Source organism: Pseudomonadota bacterium (assembly GCA_016195085.1).
Taxonomy (GTDB): domain Bacteria; phylum Pseudomonadota; class Alphaproteobacteria; order SHVZ01; family SHVZ01; genus JACQAG01.
The window spans coordinates 241,010-258,245 of sequence record JACQAG010000022.1 but is presented as its reverse complement, the minus strand read 5'-3'; the positions used below and the strand labels follow the sequence as shown (position 1 = coordinate 258,245).

Sequence of the window (17,236 nt, the reverse complement as noted above, 5' to 3'; positions counted from 1 at the left end):
AGCTGCTACTCCTTCAGATCGACGCCGTCGAACTGATGGCGCCCGAAGGGGCTCAAGCGGAAGTCGATGACTTCCTTGCGCATCGGCTTGTAGACGACGGAATGCGCGATGGTGAACCAGGGCGCCTCTTCCTTGAAGATCACCTGCGCCTGCTCATAGAGCTTGGTGCGCTCGGTGATGCTGTTGGTGCGCTTGGCCGCGATCAAGAGATCGTCGAAGGGCTTGTTGCACCACTTGGCGATGTTCGAGCCGCCCACGCGGGCGCCGGGGCAACCAAGCAGCACATAGAGGAAGTTGTCGGGATCGCCATTGTCCCCGGTCCAGCCGAGCTGGGCCATCTGATGCTCGCCGGCGGCCGCGCGCTTGCGGTACTCGCCCCACTCGAAGCTGACGATCTTCGCCTTGATCCCGACCTTGGCGAGGTCCGCCTGCATCATCTCGCCGATCCGCTGCGCGTTCGGGTTATAGGGCCGTTGCACCGGCATCGCCCAGAGATCGGTTTCGAAGCCGTTGGCATAGCCGGCCTCGGCCAGGAGCTGCTTCGCCTTCGCCTGGTCGAAGGCATAATCCTTCACGTCCTTGTTGTAGGACCACATGGTCGGCGGGATCGGGTTGACGGCGCCGACGCCGGCACCCTGGTAGACCGCATCGATGATCGCCTTCTTGTCGATCGCCATGTTGAGGGCCTGGCGCACGCGCTTGTCGTCGAAGGGCTTCTTCTGGGTGTTGAAGGCGAGATAGCCGATGTTGAGGCCTTCCTGGGACATGAGCGTGAGGTCCTTGTCCTCGCGCATCTTCGGCAGATCGGCAGGATTCGGATAGGGCATGAGGTGGCATTCGCCGGCCTTGAGCTTGGCATAGCGAACGGCCGCGTCCTTGGTGATCGAGTAGACGAGCTGATCCAGCTTGGGCTTGCCGCCGAAATACTGCTCGTTGGCGCGGTAGCGGATCTGCGAGTCCTTTTGGTACTGCACGAAGACGAACGGCCCGGTGCCGACCGGCTCCTGGTCCATCTTCTCCGGCGTGCCCGCCTTCAGCATCACGTCGCCATACTCCGCCGACAGGATCGCGGCGAAATCCATGGCGAGGTTGGAGATGAACGGCGCTTCGGGATCGTTGAGCTCGATCTTGACCGTGTAGTCGTCGACCTTGGTGATCGCCTTCAGCAGCTTCGGCATGTCCATGTCGCCGAAGTAGTCGTAACTGCCGCCCGAGACCTTGTGATACGGGTGGTCATCCTTCCACTGGCGGTTGAAGGAGAACAGCACGTCGTCGGCGTTGAAGTCGCGCGTCGGCTTGAAGCTGTTGGTCGAATGGAACTTCACGCCCTTGCGCAGCTTGAAGGTGAAGGTCTTGCCGTCCTCCGAGGCGCTCCAGGACTCGGCCAGGCCCGGGATGACCTTGGTCGAGCCGCGCTCGAACTCCACCAGCCGATTGTAGGCCGGGAACGCGGCATCGAACGAGGTACCGGTGGTGTTGATCTGGGGGTTGAAATTCTCCGGGCTGCCTTCCGAGCAGAACACCAGAGTCTTGGCGTCGGCACCGGTGCCGGCGGCAACCAGCACCGATAGGACCGTGCCCGCCGCGAGCGTGGCGAGTTTCTTATTCAAGATTGCTCTCCCTTTGGTCTGATTCGCGGCCCACGCAAGCTCGCGCCGGCCGACTTGCGGCTATTGATAGACCAAGCGCCTCGGCTTGACCATCTTCGCGTGCACGGCGTCAAATGTCCGGGTCGCGCAACCTTTCCGGGTTGCCGCTTTGGCTTGCAACCTCTTGTGATATTTAACTTCTCATGACCTCGGGAGCATCAGCGGAGCATTCCCTCGGCGAGCGCATCCGAGAGCCCCGGAGCGGGCCCGCCGGGTGCCGGCAAGACCACTAAATAACCAGTTGTTAACCCTTGGCCGGTAGCTTCGCTCCCGGCGGAGCCCCATAGGCCTCGGGATGGAATTGATGCGCATCGATCACTATGAAGTCTGCCTCCCCGCCGATCAGCGACAGCCCGTCGCCGGCCTCGACAACTCGCTGGTGAGCTTCACCAGCTACACCGACCTTACCCGCTGGATCGATCGGCTGGCACATGCCTATCGCGGCGCGGTCGAGGTCAGAGCCTTGGTCGCCGGACGCCACTGCCCGGTCGATGAGGACGGCAACGCGCTCGACCCATCGGACGAGCACATCATCGCCAACGCACTGTGACGCGCCTGCCCTCGGTCTCGCAGTCAGTTGGCAGGCGCGCATAGCCGCGCTTTGCCTCAATCGCTAATCTAGCCAGCGGCCGCTAGTGTGATGGTTCCGAAGTTCGTCGGCGAACTTCGGAATCTGAATCACACTAGTCAATAGATTAGTGGCCCGCTCATCCCTGAAATTCGCGGACGAATTTCAGGGGCGGGACACTAGGGCCGCATTGGCAGGGACCGGCGCGGATCGCCCGGAGCACGGCGTGTCCCGTCACCGCGAGGTGCAATGCCATCGCGCAGCGCATGCAGCCGGGCTGGCACCCGAGCTCGTCCACGCCGAAGCCGGCGCGCTGGTGCTTCGCTTCATCGAGGGACGCACGCTGACACCGGCGGATGTGAGGGCCGAGGCGATGCTGCGGCGCCTGGTTGCGTTGCTGCATCGCTGCCACCGGGAGATTCCACGCCATCTGCGCGGACCGGCGCCGTTCTTCTGGGTCTACCACGCCATCCGCGACTATGCGGCCCGGCTCGCGGCGGCCGATTCACCGTACCGATCGCTCGTGCCCGAGCTGTCTCGCATCGCCGAGGCGCTGGAAACGGCGACCGGCCCCATCGACGTGGTCTTTGCCCACAACGACCTCCTCGCCGCCAACATCATCGACGACGGCAAGCGTCTTTGGCTCATCGATTGGGAATATGCGGGCTACAACAGCCCGCTCTTCGATTTGGGCGGACTTGCCACCAACAACGAATTTACGAGCCGTGAGCGCGATCGTCTGCTGGAGGCGTATTTCGACAAGCCGCTGCAGCCCGGGCTCGCCCGCAGTGCGGCGGCGATGCGCTGCGCCTCGCTCTTGCGTGAAGCGATGTGGAGCATGGTCTCGGAGCTGCATTCCACCCTCGCCTTCGACTACGCCCTCTACACCAAGCAAAACCTCGAACGCTTCGATGCGGCATGGAGAGAGTTCGATGGCGGCTGATCCGGCTTCGGGCCTGCCGGCTGCCGCGCGCTGCATCATCGTCGGCGGCGGCATCATCGGCTGCAGCGTGGCCTACCACCTGGCCCGCCTGGGATGGCGCGACATCCTGCTCTTGGAACGCGCCAAGCTCACCAGCGGCTCGACCTTCCACGCAGCCGGCCTGGTGGGACAGCTCCGCAGCTCCGCCAGCATCACCCAGCTCCTCAAATACAGCGTCGAGCTTTACGACCGATTGGAGGCGGAGACCGGACAGGCGACGGGATGGAAGCGCAATGGCGGCCTCAGGCTTGCCTGCAACGCCGAGCGCCTGACCGAGATCAAGCGTCAAGCAACCACAGCCAGAAGCTTCGGCCTGGAGATGCATCTCCTGTCACCGAGCGAGGCAAAGACGCTCTGGCCGCCGATGCACATCGACGATCTCGTGGGTGCGGCCTTCCTGCCGACCGATGGGCAGGCAAACCCCGCCGACATCGCCCAAGCCCTCGCCAAGGGCGCGCGCCAAGCCGGCGTCAGGATCGTCGAGGATTGCCCGGTCACGGGCATCCAGATCGAGAACGGACGCGCGGCCGGCGTGGCGACAGCTCACGGCACGATCGCGGCGGACGTGGTCGTCAACTGTGCCGGTCAATGGGCGCGCGAGCTCGGCGCCTTGGCGGGCGTCTCGGTGCCGCTCGTCTCCATCCAGCACCAATATGTGGTGACCGAGCCCATGGGCGTGCCCCGGAACCTGCCGACGCTCCGCGATCCGGATCGGCTCATCTACTTCAAGGAAGAGGTCGGCGGGCTGGTCATGGGCGGCTATGAGCCCAATCCCCTGGGATGGGCGGAGACCGGGATTCCCGAGGGCTTCCATTTTACCCTCCTCAATCCCGATTGGGATCACTTCGAGCCGATGATGGAGGCGGCGCTCGCCCGCGTTCCCGCGCTGGCTGAAGCCGGCATCAAGCAGCTGATCAACGGGCCCGAGAGCTTCACCCCCGACGGCAACTTCATCCTGGGCGAGGCGCCGGAGCTCGACGGATTCTTCGTCGGCGCCGGATTCAATGCCTTCGGCATTGCGTCGGCCGGGGGTGCGGGGCGCGCCTTGGCCGAATGGATCGCCGGCGGCGAGCCGCCCTTCGATCTCTGGCCCGTCGACATCAGGCGCTTCGGCCCGCCGCAGCGCGACCTCGGCTGGGTCAGAAAACGCACTCACGAAGCCTATGCCAAGCACTACACCATGGCCTGGCCCTTCGAAGAGAACGGCAGCGCGCGGCCGACGCGCACCTCGCCCCTCTATCTCCGCCTCAAGGAGGCCGGCGCCTCATTCGGCGAGAAGCTCGGATGGGAGCGGCCGAACTGGTTTGCCCCGCCGGGAATCCTGCCCCGCGACATCTATTCCTATGGAAGGCAGAACTGGTTCCCCCATGTCGGGGAGGAGCATCGGGCCTGCCGCGAGCGGGCCGCCCTCTTCGATCAGAGCTCGTTTGCAAAATTCGAACTCTCGGGCCCCGATGCCGAGGCGGCACTCGGCTGGATCTCAGCCAACGATGTGGCCAAGCCGCCGGGCAAGCTCACCTATACTCAGCTCCTCAATTCCCGCGGCGGCATCGAATGCGATCTGACGGTGGCAAGGCTGGCGCCGGACCGGTTCTACATCGTGACCGGCACCGGCTTCGCCATCCACGACTTCCATTGGATCCGACGCGGCATCAAGCCGGGCCTGGATGCGCGCCTCAGCGATGTCACCACCGCCTTCGCCGTGCTGGCGCTCATGGGCCCTAGCGCCCGCGACATTCTCGCTGCGGTGGCCGAGGGCGAGCTCTCGAATGCCGCGTTTCCCTTCGGCACCTGGCGTCGGATCAGCGTTGGCGGAATCAGCCTGCGTGCGCTTCGCGTCACCTATGTGGGCGAGCTCGGCTGGGAGCTGCACATTCCCGTCGGAAGCGCGCTCGCAATCTACGACGCCTTGGTCGAAGCCGGCGCCCGGCATGGCCTCGCCAACGCCGGCTATCGCGCCATCGAGTCCTTGCGCCTGGAAAAGGGCTATCGCGCCTGGGGCAGCGACATCGGACCGGACCACACGCCCATCGAAGCCGGCCTCGGCTGGGCCTTGAAGCGCGGCAACACCGACTATCTCGGGCGGGCGGCGATCGAGGCTGCGCGCGGGAAGCCGCTCAAGAAACGCCTCGCCACCTTCACCGTCGCCGACCCGGACATCGTCCTCCTCGGACGCGAGACGATCTACCGCGACGATGAGCGGGTCGGCTGGCTCACCAGCGGCGGCTGGGGCTATACGCTGGGCTGCGGCATCGGCCTGGGCTATGTGCGCAATCAGGCGGGAGTCGACGATGCCTATCTCGCCGGTGGACACTACGAGCTCGAAGTCGCCACCAGCCGCGTGCCGGCGACGCTCCACCTCCGCCCGCTCTACGATCCGATAAATGAGAAGGTGAAGAGCTGACGTGATCCTGCCAGCAATATACCGGCGGAAGAGGAATAGGTTCTCGGGGGCAAGCAATGCAATCCTCGGAGTTTAAGGCCACGGATGGCGACGCCTATGAGCTGCAGATGGGTCGCTGGAGTCGCCGACTGGCGGAGCGCTTCGTTGAATTCGCCGATGTCGCCGTCGGCGATGTGGTTCTCGATCTTGGCTGCGGCACGGGAAGCCTCGCACGAACGCTGGCGCAAAGAACGACCGCTAGACAAATCCGTGGGGTCGATTTTTCTCCGGTCTATGTCGAGTATGCGCGTCGACAAAATACCGATACCCGGGTCGACTTTCAGGTTGGGGACGCATGCGCATTGCCGTTTCCCGAGGCGAGCTTCGATCGTGTGCTCTCGCTCCTGATGCTGCACTTCGTTCCGCAGACGGATCGTGCAATTTCGGAAATGCGGCGTGTGGGTCGCCCAGGCGCAATCGTAGCCGCCGCCGTCTGGGATGCCAGAGGTGGCGTGGTGGCGCATCGAATGTTCTCTGACACCGCCGCCGCGATCGATGCGCGAGCGGATGCGTTTCGTGCGCGCCAATGCACGCGTCCGATGTCCCGTCCGGGCGAACTTGAAGCCGCGTGGAGCAGAGCGGGATTACAGGAGATCAGTCAGACATTGCTGAGCATCAGAATGGAGTTCTCCTGTTTCGAGGACTACTGGGGTCCCTATGTCGGCGGCCAAGGCCCTGCAGCAGAGTACGTTGCGGGCCTCGACACGGAGCCGAGGGTGACTCTGAAGGAACATGTGCGACGCGCCTATCTGGATGGCGAAGCCGATGGCCCGCGTTCCTATGCGGCAAGTGCCTGGGCCGTGCGAGGAGTCGTTCCGCGATAGACAAGTCAGGCTGTCCGTCGCATCGCGGCTTCGTGACTTCGGGCCCCCAGAACCCTCATCCATCATTGAGATGGCAGGCCGATAGCCGTCCGGGGGCGATTGCTATCAGCGTCGGAACCTCGACGCGGCAGCGCTCCATCGCGTGCGGGCAACGCGGGTGGAAGTGGCAGCCGGGCGGCGGATCGAGGGGCGAAGGAATCTCGCCCTTGACCGGCACGAAGTGGCGGCGCCTTGCCCCCAGCCGCGGCACTTCCGCCAAGAGCGCCACGGTATAGGGGTGGTTCGGATCCTTGAACAGCGCCTCGGCGGGCCCGCTTTCGACGATGCGGCCCAAATACATGATCACCACCCGGTCGCTCAGATGCTCGACCACGCCCAGATCATGGCTGATGAAGAGATAGGTCAGGTCGAGCTCGCGCCGGAGCTGCATGAACAGGTTCAGGACCTGCGCCTGGATCGAGACGTCGAGTGCGGCCACCGCCTCGTCGCAGACCAGAAACTCCGGCTTGACCGCAAGCGCCCGGGCAACGCCGATGCGCTGGCGCTGGCCGCCGGAGAATTGATGCGGGTAGCGGCGCTTATAGGCTGGATCGAGGCCGACCCGGCGCATGACGTCATCGACATAGGAGTCGATCTCGTGCCTGGCGGCGATGCCGTGCACCAGCGGCGCCTCGCCGACGATGGCGCTCACCCGCATTCTCGGGTTGAGCGAGGCGAAGGGGTCTTGGAAGATCATTTGCGCGGCGAGCGTGGCGCGTTTCGCCTCCGCCCCTTTGAGGCCCGCCACGTCGACGCCGCGATAGCGAACAATCCCTTCGCTCTGCGCCAAGATGCCGGCGGCGATGCGGCCCAAGGTCGACTTGCCGCAACCGGACTCGCCCACGAGGCCGACGACCTCGCCTTCCATCACCGCGAGGTCGACACCGTCGACCGCATGTACGACTTCTTCTCTGACCTCGGCGCCCAACCTGCGGGCGAGCTTCGCCGCCGCGTCGAGCGGGCGCACGAAGCGCTTGCTGATCTGGGCCAGCTCGATCAGCGGCGGGCTCACGTCAGCGCCGCCTCGCGGTGGGGGTGGAAGCAGCGGAATTGCCTTCCGGCCGCGACCTCGCTCTCCGGCGGCTCAATGAGGCAAGCCGCATCCGCGCGCGCGCAGCGTGTCCGGAAGGCACAGCCCGGCTCGAGGTTGAGCAGGGACGGGGTCATCCCCGGGATCTGCCGCAAGGGCTCGCCGCGGCGGTTGCGGCTGGGCACGCTGTCGATGAGCCCGCGCGTATAGGGATGCAGCGGCCGGTCCAGGATCTCATCCACGCTGCCGCGCTCGACGATGCGCCCGGCATACATGACCGAGACTTCATCGGCGAGACCGGCGACGACGGAGAGGTCGTGGGTGATCCACACCAACGCCGTGCCGGTTTCCCGGGCGAGCTTCTGCACCTCGTAGAGGATCTGTCCCTGGATGGTGACGTCAAGCGCGGTCGTCGGCTCGTCGGCGATGATGAGGTCGGGCCCGTTGATGAGGGCGATGGCGATCGCCACGCGCTGGCGCATGCCGCCGGAAAATTGGTGAGGATAGGCGGCAAGGCGCTGCTCGGGTGCGGGAATGCCGACCCGCGCCAGAACGTCGAGAGCCCGGGCGCGCGCCGCCTTGTCGCTCACCGTCTCATGCGCCGTGACCGCCTCGATCATCTGCGTGTCGATGCGCAGCACCGGGTTCAAGGTCATCATCGGATCTTGGAAGATCATGGCGATGCGATTGCCGCGGAGCCGGCGCAGGCGCTCCTCCGGCAAGCCGACGAGTTCTTCGCCCTTGAAACGGACTTGGCCGGCGACGATGCGCCCCGGCGGATCCACCAGGCCGAGGATGGAGAAGCCGGTCACGGTCTTGCCGGAGCCGGACTCGCCCACCAGACCCAAGATGCGGCCCGCGTCGACCGCGAACGACACGTCGTCGACGGCCTTCACCACGCCCGCCCGGGTGAAGAAATGCGTCTTCAGGCCTTCCACCACCAGCGTGGCCGCACTCATCGCTTCAGCCTGGGATTGAGGATGTCGCGGAGGTGATCGGCCACGAGATTGATCGAGACGATGGTCATGACCAAGGCGATGCCGGGAAAGAAGCTGATCCAATAGGTGCCGCTGAGCAGATATTCGAAGCCATTGGCGATGAGCAGGCCCAAGGACGGCTCGGTGATGGGGAGGCCGATGCCGAGGAAGGACAAGGTCGCCTCCAGCGCGATCGCACCGGCGACATTGACGGTGCCGACCACGATCAAGGGCGGCAGGCAGTTGGGCAGCAAGTGGCGGAAGATGATGCGCGGCTTGGACAGCGCCAAGCAATGCGCCGCCTCGATGTATTCCCGGCGGCGCTCGACCAAGGCGGTGCCTCGCACGGTGCGGGCATAGTAGGACCATTGCACGATGATGAGCGCCAAAATGATCTTCTCGGTGCCGCTGCCGAGCACGGCCACCAGGATGAGCGCGATCAGGATCGCCGGAAAGCTCAGCTGCAGATCGACCGCGCGCATGACCAGCGTGTCGACGCGGCCGCCGAAATAGGCAGCGGCCAGGCCCACCGACATGCCGAGGACGAGAGCCGCCAGGCCCGACATGACGCCGACCGAAAGGCTGATGCGGAGCCCGTAGAGAATGGCGCTCAGCATGTCGCGGCCCTGGCCGTCGGTGCCGAGGATGTAGCTGAGGCCGTCGGCGCCGACCGAGCCCGGCGGCAACCGGCTGTCCAAGATGTCGAGCTTGGTTAGATCGTAGGGGTTCTGCGGCGCGATCCAGGGGCTGGTGAAGGCGGCGGCGATGAGAAGGGCCAGCACGATGAGCGCGCCGACGGCGACCGGGCTCTCGAGGAATTCGGAAAGGAAGCGCCGAAACGGCGTCTCCACCATGCCGGGACCTTCGCTCGCAGCCAGATCGTCGCCGAGTGCGCTCACGATTTCACGTCCGTCAGCCGCACCCTTGGATCGATGATCGAATAAAGGATGTCGACCGCGAGATTGATGATGATGAACAGGAACACGATCATCATGAGATACGCCACGACCACCGGCCGATCGAGGCGGTAGATCGAATCGATGAGCAGCTTGCCCATGCCGGGCCAGGCGAAGATGGTCTCCGTCACCACGCCGAAGGCAATGAGCCCGCCGAGCTCGAGCCCGAGCACGGTCACCAGCGGAATCAGGATATTTCTCAGCACATGCACGAAGACGATCCGGCTGGGTTGCAAGCCTTTGGCGCGAGCGAAGCGCACATAGTCCTGGTGGACGGCCTCGCGCACGCCCGCCCGGGTCAAGCGGATGATCAAGGCGGTGTTGGCCAGCGCCAGATTGAGCGCCGGCAGGACCAGGTGCGACCAGCCGTCAAGCGTGAACAGGCTCGAGCGGATGCCGAGCACGACCACCGCTTCGCCGCGGCCGGTCGAGGGCAGCCAGCCCAGCATCACCGCAAACACCATGATGAGCACCAGGCCCTGCCAGAAGGTTGGCAGGCTGAAGCCCAGGATCGAGCCGGCCATGATGGTCTTCGACGAGACCGCCTTGGGCCTGAGACCCGCCCACAGGCCCAAGGGCAATCCCACGACGAGCGACAGGAGAAAAGCGGTCAAGGCCAGCTCCAGGCTCGCCGGCAGGCGCTCGACGATGAGCCGGAGCGCCGGCTCGCTCATGGCAAAGGAGCGGCCGAGATTGCCGTGGAGCGCGTTCCAGAGAAAGACCAGGTACTGCTCCCAGAGCGGCAGATCGAGGCCCAACTCATGGATTGCCCGCTCGCGGTCGAGCTGATCGGCTTGCGGCGAGATCAGGATATCGACGGGATTGCCGATGGCGAACACGCCGACGAAGACCACCACCGACATGATGAACAGAACGACCACGCTCTGCATCAGCCGCCGGATGACGAAGACGGTCATGACTGGTATCTAATTGCGGCCGAGCCCCCACCCCAGCCCTCCCCCGCCATATGGCGGGGGAGGGAGGGACCCGCGGAAGCGGGAGGGTGGGGGCACTTCTGCGGTCGCCCGACGATCACTTCGTCGGCCGGACTTCCATGGCGAGGGTCTCCTGGCCGACCCGCGCATTGTATTTGAGGCCCTTGCGGGTGGCCCAGGTCGTGACCTCGTAATGCAGCGGGATGATGCCGACGTCGTTCATGGCGATCTCGGACGCTTTGGCCAAGATCTGCGCCCGCTTCTTCTCGTCGATGGTGCTGAGCGCGTCCGCCAGAAGACCGTCCATCTCCTTGCTGCAATAGCGGCCGCGATTGGCCGTACCCATGCCGCGCGCCGGGTCCCAGCAAGCCAAGAGCGCCCGCAGCGAGCCCGAGGTCTCGCCGGTACCCGAGCCCCAGCCGACCAGGAACACCGAGAATTCCCGGTTGGTGGCGCGGGTGGCATAGGTCGCCCACGGCATGACCTCGACCTGGGCGTCGATGCCGATACGGCTGTACATCTGCGCCACCGTCTGCACGATGCGGCTATCGTTGATGTAGCGGTCGTTGGAGGCGTGCAAGGTCAGGCGGAAGCCATTGGGGTATCCGGCTTCGGCCAGAAGCTTCTTCGCCCCCTCGGGATCGAACTCCATCGGCTTGAGGTTGGGCGAGGTGCCGAAGAAGCTCTCGGGCAGGAGCTGTCCCGCCGGGATCGCCACCCCTTCCATGACGCGCGCCACGATGCCGTTGCGGTTGATCGCCTTCGACAAGGCCTGGCGCACGCGCAGATCCTGCAAGGGATTCTTGTCCAGGGGCTTGCCTTGCTTGTCGGTGATAAAAGGCGTGGTCGGGCGCTGGTGATCCATATGGAAGTAGATCACCCGGTTGGACACGCCCTGGGAGAGCACGATGTCGGGATTCTTCTTCAGGCTCTCGATATCGGCGGTCGGCACATTCTCGATCAGCTGCACGTCGCCGGCGAGCAGGGCGGCCACGCGGGAGGGCGCGCTGTTGATCTGGCGGAAGGTCACCTTCTCCCACGGCTCCTCCGGGCCCCAGTAGCCATCGAAGCGCTCGAGCACGTAGCGTTCGCCGAGCACGAACTCAACGAGCTTGTAGGGGCCGGTGCCGATGGTGGCCTTGAGGCGGTTGAAGTCCTCGGTCGAGGCTTCGACGTATTTGCGGTTGATGATGAAGAAGTTGCTGAGGTCGTTCGGCAGCAACGGATAGGGTGAAGCGGTCTTGAAGCGGATGGTGTAGGGATCGACGACGATCGTCTGGGCGATCGACTTCGTATAGATGGTGAAGGCCGATGGGCTATTCGGAACCCAGGGCACGCGCTTCAAGGTCGCCAGCACATCCTCGGCATCGAAGGTTGAGCCGTCGTGGAACTTGACTCCTTGGCGGAGCTTTACCTCCCACGTCGTCGCGTCGATCGCCTTCCATGACGTCGCCAGCGCCGGCACCAGCCGCTGCTCGGCATCCTGGTTGATGAGGTATTCGAAGATGTGGTCGTGCAGCGCCACGTTGGGATTGAGCGCGTGAAAATGCGGATCGGCCGAGGTGACCGAGGCGCCGAGCCCGACCGCAAGCTCTCTGGCGTGGATGGTGGGTGCGAAGAACGAGAGGACGACGGCCAGCGCCGCGCCCCGAATCAGCTTCCTCATGGTAGCTCCCGGTTCCCAAGGGCAAGCGCGCCCGTGCGGGCACGCTCCCTTGCCATTGTATTGCCGTTTCCGGCCGTTACCGCCGGATTTACCGGTTCTGATAGCGCCTTTCCGGGGGGCTGGCAATGTCGCCCCGGCAGACGGTTGGCGCCGCTCACTGTGGATAAGTCGAGGCCGCAACTTTGCGCGTGTCGCGCCCGGCCGGTTGGGCTAAATCAAGGGCCATGAGCGAGCCCGCCATCGCCCCCCTGTTTGCGCCTCAAGACGAACCGCCGGCCGCGGAGCACACGACCGGCATCCTGCCCTCGCAGAGCCTCCGGCACGCGATCGCCAATCATCTGGTGCAGGCGCCCGATCCCATCCTCGAGGAGCAGATCCAGCCGGCGAGCCTGGATTTGCGGCTGGGCCCCCAGGCCTACCGGGTGAAGGCGAGCTTTCTTCCCGGCCGATCCGCCACCGTGAAAGCGAAGCTGGACCAGCTCGAGCTGCATCGCTTCGACCTCACCGGCGGTGCCGTCCTGGAAAGGGACTGCGTCTATATCATTCCGCTTTTGGAGCATCTCAGCCTCCGCAAGCGCATCTCCGCCATCGCCAACCCGAAGAGCTCCACCGGCCGGCTCGATGTGTTCACCCGGCTCATCACCGACTACGGCACGGAGTTCGATAGCGTGCGCGAGCGCTACGAGGGGCCGCTTTACGCCGAGGTGAGCCCGCGGGCGTTTCCGATCCTGGTCCGGCGCGGTTCGCGGCTGATGCAGCTCAGGATCAAGCGCGGCTCGCCCACGCCCAGCGACAGCTCCATGCGCGAGCTGCACGAGCAAAGACCGCTCATCGATGCGCCGATGGGCATGGCCGACATCAAGGGCGGCATCGCCCTTTCGGTCGATATCGATGGAGCCGGACCGGCGCAGATCGTCGGCTACCGCGCCCGCAAGAATGCCGGCGTCATCGACGTGGACAAGCGCGAGTTCTACGACCCGCTCGATTTCTGGGAGCCGATGCAGGCGCGCGCCGGCCGCGGCATCATCCTCGACCCGCATGACTTCTATATCTTGGCGTCCAAGGAAAGCATCACCATCCCCACCGCCTACGCCGCCGAGATGCTCGCCTACGATACTTCGGTGGGCGAGTTCCGGGTGCACTATGCCGGGTTCTTCGATCCCGGCTTCGGCGATCCGGAGATCGGCGCCGCCGGCACCCGCGCCGTGCTCGAGGTGCGCTCGCATGAGGTGCCGTTCCTCATTGAGGATGGCCAGATCATCGGACGGCTGGTCTATGAGCGCTTGATCGCCAAGCCGGACAAGCTCTACGGCCAGGGCATCGGCTCCTCCTACCAACGCCAGGGCCTGACCTTGGGCAAGCAGTTCAAGCGCGGCTAGGAAACGGGCAAAATCCACCTGCTCCAACCACCCTCCCCCACGTGTGTGGGGGAGGGTCGGGGTGGGGGCCCGCCGTCATCGCCAGATGAGATGCCGACGAAATGGCCAGGATCAACGCACGGACCAGGACGCGCGCGCGGACGCTGCGGACAACTCCGACCGAAGCAGAGCGTGTTCTTTGGCGCCGCATCAGGTTCCGTCAGCTGCACGGCCTCAGATTCCGCCGGCAGCATCCAGTTCCGCCCTACATCGTGGACTTCGCGTGCCTAGAGATGGGTCTGGTCGTCGAGATCGACGGAGGTCAACACGCGATGGGCCCTCGAGAGAACGCCCGTACAGCATTTCTTGAGAAAGTTGGTTGGCGGGTACTAAGATTTTGGAACAATGAGGTGCTGGCAAACATCGAGGGTGTATTGGAGCGCATCACTGCGGAATGCCCCCACCCCTGCCCTCCCCCGCTGACGCGGGGGAGGGGGTAGACCAGAAAGCCCGAGACCGCAATTTTGCGGGTGTGACGGCGCCGCATCACATTTACTATTGCGACGATCCTCCGACACTCCATGCCAAGGTCCCATGGCCGCGCCCCTGCCCGACGACGAATATCCCGTGAAGCTCACCGCCCCTGACCTCTCTGCCTACAAGCAGGGCAATACCGGCGTCGACTATGTCAGCACCTTCGACAGCGGCCGCCCGGGTCCGCATGTGATGGTGAACGCCATCACCCACGGCAACGAGGTGTGCGGCGCGATTGCGCTCGACCTTTTGCTGCGCGAAGCGGTGCGTCCGACCCGCGGCAGGCTGACCCTGGGATTCCTCAACGTCGCCGCCTATCAGCGCTTCGATCCGGCCAAGCCCAGCGCGTCGCGTTTCGTGGAGGAGGACATCAACCGGGTCTGGTCGGAGCTCATCCTCGACGGCACCCGGAACTCGGTCGAGCTCCGGCGCGCGCGCCAATACCGGCGGATCATCGATGGCATCGACTACCTGCTCGATATCCACTCGATGCAGCATCGAACCCCGCCTTTGATGCTGGCGGGGCCGCTGGCCAAGGGTCGCGCCTTCGCCCAGGCCGTGGGCTATCCGGCGACGGTCGTCTGCGATGAGGGTCATGCCGCCGGCAAGCGGCTCCGGGACTATGCGTTCTTCGGCAGAGAGGCCGATCCGCGCAATGCCCTTCTGGTGGAGTGCGGCCAGCATTGGGAGCCGGAATCGGCCGCGGTCGCCATCGAGACGACGCTGCGGTTCCTCAAGCACCTCGATGTGGTGCCCGCTGCTTTCCTCGCAAAGCATCTCAAGCCCGGCGCACCGGCGCGCCAACGGGTCATCGAGGTGACTCAGGCGGTGACCGTGACCACCGATGCGTTCCGCTTTGCCACGGCGTTTCACGGCATGGAAGTGATCGCCAAGGCCGGCACCGAGATCGCCCGCGACGACGACCGCCCGGTGCTCAGCCCCTACGATAACTGCGTGCTGATCATGCCTTCGCGCCGGTTGCATCGGGGGCAGACGGCCGTTCGCCTCGGCCGCTACGTCGCAGGAGACTTTGGTTGATCCAACGCCTGCCGGCTCTGACCCGCGAGGCCTATCCACTGGTTCTGGCCCTCGCCTTGGGAACGCTGGGCGGGCTCGCCTTCGCGCTGGCACGGTTTCCTCTCGCCTGGATGCTGGGCCCGATGTGCGTGGTGACCGTGGCATCGATGATGGGATTGCCGGTCAGGCTGCCGCTCAGCTTTCGCAACTTTATGATCGTGGTGCTGGGCGTGATGCTGGGCGGCAGCTTCATGCCAGGCATCTTCGATCATGTCGGCGAGTGGCTGATCACCCTGGGCGGCCTCTTCGCCTATGTCGCGATCGCCACCGGCTTGCTCACCATGTATTTCGTGCGCATCGGAGGCTATGACCCGGTGACGGCATTCTTCGCGGCCAGCCCCGGCGGCTTCAACGAGATGGTGATGTTCGGAACGGCGTATGGCGGCGATGAGCGGCTGATCGCGCTCACCCATGCGAGCCGGGTCCTGCTGGTGGTGCTGGTGATTCCGTTCTGGTTCCGCTTCTTCGGCGACTATACCCCCTCAACCTCGGCATTGCCGGCGATCGGCGGGGCGCCGCTCGGCTGGTTCGATGTCGCCCTGCTGCTCGCCTGCGGCATCGTCGGCGGCATCGGCGCCGCGCGCCTCCGGCTGCCGGCCGCGACACTCTTGGGCCCGCTGGCACTCAGCGCCGCCGTGCATCTCGCCGGCATCTCCGCCAGCAAGCCGCCGGCGCTGCTGGTGGCGACCGCCCAGGTGGTGATCGGCACCTCGGTCGGATGCCGGTTTTCCGGCGTGCCCTGGCAAAAAATCCGCTCGGTGATCCTGAAATCGCTCGGCGCCACCGTGGTGCTGCTGGCGATTACGGTGGTCTTGGCCGAGATCCTGTCCTTGGCGTCGGGCGTGCCGATCGCCGAGGTGACGCTTGCCTATGCGCCGGGGGGCTTGGCCGAGATGAGCCTGGTGGCGCTCGCCTTGCACAAGGACGCCGCCTTCGTCTCCACCCACCATGTGGCGCGCATCATGATCGTGATCTTGTGCGTGCCCATCAGCTTTCGGCTGATCCGGCACCTCGCCCATCGCCGGCGCGTCCAGCGCGCCGCTCCCGCCGACGACTGACCGACCCAGCAGAGCGGCAGCGCCCCGCGCCCCATGAAAATAACCGACATCGCCATCACCCATCACCGCCTCGAGCTGGATCCGCCCTTCAATGCCAGTTGGGACAGCCGGCCCCGGCGGCATTTCGACGCAAGCGTGGTCAGGATCACGACCGACGACGGTCTTGTCGGCATCGGCTCGGGCGATCGCATGCTTGGCTTTCAGGGGCACGAACCCCTGTTCATCGGCCATGACCCGCGTGAGATCGATCGCCATTACCGCGTGCTCGACAACATCCAGTTCCATTACGGCCGCTGCTGGCCGGTGGACATGGCACTCTGGGATCTGGCGGGCCAAGCCGCGGGACAGCCGATTTGGCGGCTGCTGGGCGGCCGCTCGAACCGGGTAAGAGCCTATGCCTCGTCCGGCACGCTGCGCGATCCGGGCGAGCTCGCCGAAGCGGCCGAGCGCTACCGGGAGCAAGGCTTCGTGGCGCTCAAGCTCCGCTTCCACCGCCCGAACTGGCGCGACGACGTTGCCGCGGTCGCGGCGGTCAGAAAACGTGTGGGCGATGGGCTCGCCCTCATGGTCGATTGCAACCAAGGCTGGCGCATGCCCTGGGATGTGGCCGACCCGTGGACACTGAAGGACGCGCTCGAGGTGGCGGGCGCCTTGGAAGAGCTCGGCGCCTATTGGATGGAGGAACCGCTCCACCGCGGCGACCATGCCGGCATGGCCGCCCTCCGCCAGGCGACCCGGCTGCGCATCGCCGGCGGCGAGATGACGCGGGAGCTCTACGAGTTCCGTCTGATGATCGAGCGCGGTTGCCTCGACGTGCTGCAGCCCGACGCGGCATTGGTCGGCGGCATCACCGGCCTTGCCCGGGTGGCTGAGCTCGCCCGCAGCCATCACCTCCTCTTCACCCCCCACACCTGGACCAATGGGTTGGGCGTGCTCGCCAACGCGCATCTCGCGGTCGGCATCGCCGGATCGCCCTTCCTCGAATTCCCGTTCGATCCGCCGGAATGGTCGTTGGAGCGCCGCGACTTCATCATGGAGGAGCCGCTCCAGCACAAGGGCGGCTGGATCGAGCTCTCCGAGCGCCCAGGCCTCGGTGCGCGCCTGGACGAAAAGCGCCTGGAGCTGACGCGCCTGGGTTAA

At 65.3% G+C, this 17,236-nt stretch carries 15 protein-coding genes; 9 read left to right on the top strand and 6 right to left on the bottom strand.

The genetic code is table 11. From position 1 onward, the window contains the following. Window positions 1-5 precede the first annotated feature (5 nt). Complete coding sequence (locus HY058_06925; GenBank protein ID MBI3497018.1) at window positions 6-1,613, bottom strand: ABC transporter substrate-binding protein; 1,608 nt, start codon at window positions 1,611-1,613, stop codon at window positions 6-8. 340 nt (window positions 1,614-1,953) lie between these two features. Between HY058_06925 and HY058_06920 the strand changes: the two genes are divergently transcribed. From HY058_06920 to HY058_06905, 4 genes are all read left to right on the top strand, one after another. After that, the gene (locus HY058_06920; GenBank protein MBI3497017.1) at window positions 1,954-2,199 is read left to right on the top strand and encodes a hypothetical protein; all 246 of its coding nucleotides are present in this window, start codon (window positions 1,954-1,956) and stop codon (window positions 2,197-2,199) included. A 244-nt stretch (window positions 2,200-2,443) separates the two neighbouring features. Then, window positions 2,444-3,160: a phosphotransferase gene (locus tag HY058_06915; GenBank protein MBI3497016.1), complete on the top strand. Its 717-nt coding sequence runs from the start codon at window positions 2,444-2,446 to the stop codon at window positions 3,158-3,160. Further along, window positions 3,150-5,603: a GcvT family protein gene (locus tag HY058_06910; protein MBI3497015.1), complete on the top strand. Its 2,454-nt coding sequence runs from the start codon at window positions 3,150-3,152 to the stop codon at window positions 5,601-5,603. Before HY058_06915 ends, HY058_06910 begins: the two co-directional genes overlap by 11 nt. Window positions 5,604-5,659: 56 nt before the next feature. Beyond that, a complete protein-coding gene (locus HY058_06905; GenBank protein ID MBI3497014.1) occupies window positions 5,660-6,466 on the top strand; it encodes a class I SAM-dependent methyltransferase in 807 nt (268 codons plus the stop codon). 55 nt (window positions 6,467-6,521) lie between these two features. Here HY058_06905 and HY058_06900 read toward each other — a convergent pair whose 3' ends face one another. The 5 genes from HY058_06900 to HY058_06880 form a co-directional block, all read right to left on the bottom strand. After that, on the bottom strand, window positions 6,522-7,556 hold the full coding sequence (locus tag HY058_06900; GenBank protein ID MBI3497013.1) for an ATP-binding cassette domain-containing protein: 1,035 nt from the start codon (window positions 7,554-7,556) through the stop codon (window positions 6,522-6,524). After that, entirely contained in the window at window positions 7,514-8,494 is a 981-nt protein-coding gene (locus tag HY058_06895; protein ID MBI3497012.1) for an ABC transporter ATP-binding protein, read from the bottom strand. The genes HY058_06900 and HY058_06895 overlap by 43 nt, the downstream gene beginning before the upstream one ends. After that, window positions 8,491-9,366 (bottom strand): ABC transporter permease, encoded by an 876-nt coding sequence (locus HY058_06890; GenBank protein MBI3497011.1) that lies wholly within the window; start codon window positions 9,364-9,366, stop codon window positions 8,491-8,493. Before HY058_06890 ends, HY058_06895 begins: the two co-directional genes overlap by 4 nt. Before the next feature lie 41 nt (window positions 9,367-9,407). Beyond that, entirely contained in the window at window positions 9,408-10,385 is a 978-nt protein-coding gene (locus tag HY058_06885) for an ABC transporter permease (protein MBI3497010.1), read from the bottom strand. Window positions 10,386-10,500: 115 nt separating this feature from the next. After that, on the bottom strand, window positions 10,501-12,069 hold the full coding sequence (locus tag HY058_06880; GenBank protein ID MBI3497009.1) for an ABC transporter substrate-binding protein: 1,569 nt from the start codon (window positions 12,067-12,069) through the stop codon (window positions 10,501-10,503). A gap of 224 nt (window positions 12,070-12,293) precedes the next feature. Here HY058_06880 and HY058_06875 point away from each other — a divergent pair, with 224 nt between their 5' ends. The 5 genes from HY058_06875 (at window position 12,294) to HY058_06855 (ending at window position 17,236) form a co-directional block, all read left to right on the top strand. Beyond that, on the top strand, window positions 12,294-13,448 hold the full coding sequence (locus HY058_06875; protein MBI3497008.1) for a 2'-deoxycytidine 5'-triphosphate deaminase: 1,155 nt from the start codon (window positions 12,294-12,296) through the stop codon (window positions 13,446-13,448). 101 nt (window positions 13,449-13,549) lie between these two features. Further along, window positions 13,550-13,927, top strand: a complete 378-nt coding sequence (locus tag HY058_06870; protein ID MBI3497007.1) for an endonuclease domain-containing protein — start codon at window positions 13,550-13,552, stop codon at window positions 13,925-13,927. Between the two features lie 94 nt (window positions 13,928-14,021). Then, the gene (locus tag HY058_06865) at window positions 14,022-14,999 is read left to right on the top strand and encodes a succinylglutamate desuccinylase/aspartoacylase family protein (GenBank protein ID MBI3497006.1); all 978 of its coding nucleotides are present in this window, start codon (window positions 14,022-14,024) and stop codon (window positions 14,997-14,999) included. Then, a complete protein-coding gene (locus HY058_06860) occupies window positions 14,996-16,096 on the top strand; it encodes an AbrB family transcriptional regulator (protein MBI3497005.1) in 1,101 nt (366 codons plus the stop codon). The genes HY058_06865 and HY058_06860 overlap by 4 nt, the downstream gene beginning before the upstream one ends. 33 nt (window positions 16,097-16,129) lie before the next feature. Next, window positions 16,130-17,236, top strand: coding sequence for a mandelate racemase/muconate lactonizing enzyme family protein (locus tag HY058_06855; GenBank protein MBI3497004.1), 1,107 nt, complete (start codon window positions 16,130-16,132; stop codon window positions 17,234-17,236).

Coding starts and splice junctions, on each gene's coding strand:
- HY058_06920 (MBI3497017.1), top strand. CDS start 1,954: ATGCGCATCGATCACTATGAAGTCTGCCTCCCCGCCGATCAGCGACAG.
- HY058_06910 (MBI3497015.1), top strand. CDS start 3,150: ATGGCGGCTGATCCGGCTTCGGGCCTGCCGGCTGCCGCGCGCTGCATC.
- HY058_06905 (MBI3497014.1), top strand. CDS start 5,660: ATGCAATCCTCGGAGTTTAAGGCCACGGATGGCGACGCCTATGAGCTG.
- HY058_06895 (MBI3497012.1), bottom strand. CDS start 8,494: ATGAGTGCGGCCACGCTGGTGGTGGAAGGCCTGAAGACGCATTTCTTC.
- HY058_06890 (MBI3497011.1), bottom strand. CDS start 9,366: ATGGTGGAGACGCCGTTTCGGCGCTTCCTTTCCGAATTCCTCGAGAGC.
- HY058_06885 (MBI3497010.1), bottom strand. CDS start 10,385: ATGACCGTCTTCGTCATCCGGCGGCTGATGCAGAGCGTGGTCGTTCTG.
- HY058_06880 (MBI3497009.1), bottom strand. CDS start 12,069: ATGAGGAAGCTGATTCGGGGCGCGGCGCTGGCCGTCGTCCTCTCGTTC.
- HY058_06875 (MBI3497008.1), top strand. CDS start 12,294: ATGAGCGAGCCCGCCATCGCCCCCCTGTTTGCGCCTCAAGACGAACCG.
- HY058_06870 (MBI3497007.1), top strand. CDS start 13,550: ATGGCCAGGATCAACGCACGGACCAGGACGCGCGCGCGGACGCTGCGG.
- HY058_06865 (MBI3497006.1), top strand. CDS start 14,022: ATGGCCGCGCCCCTGCCCGACGACGAATATCCCGTGAAGCTCACCGCC.
- HY058_06855 (MBI3497004.1), top strand. CDS start 16,130: ATGAAAATAACCGACATCGCCATCACCCATCACCGCCTCGAGCTGGAT.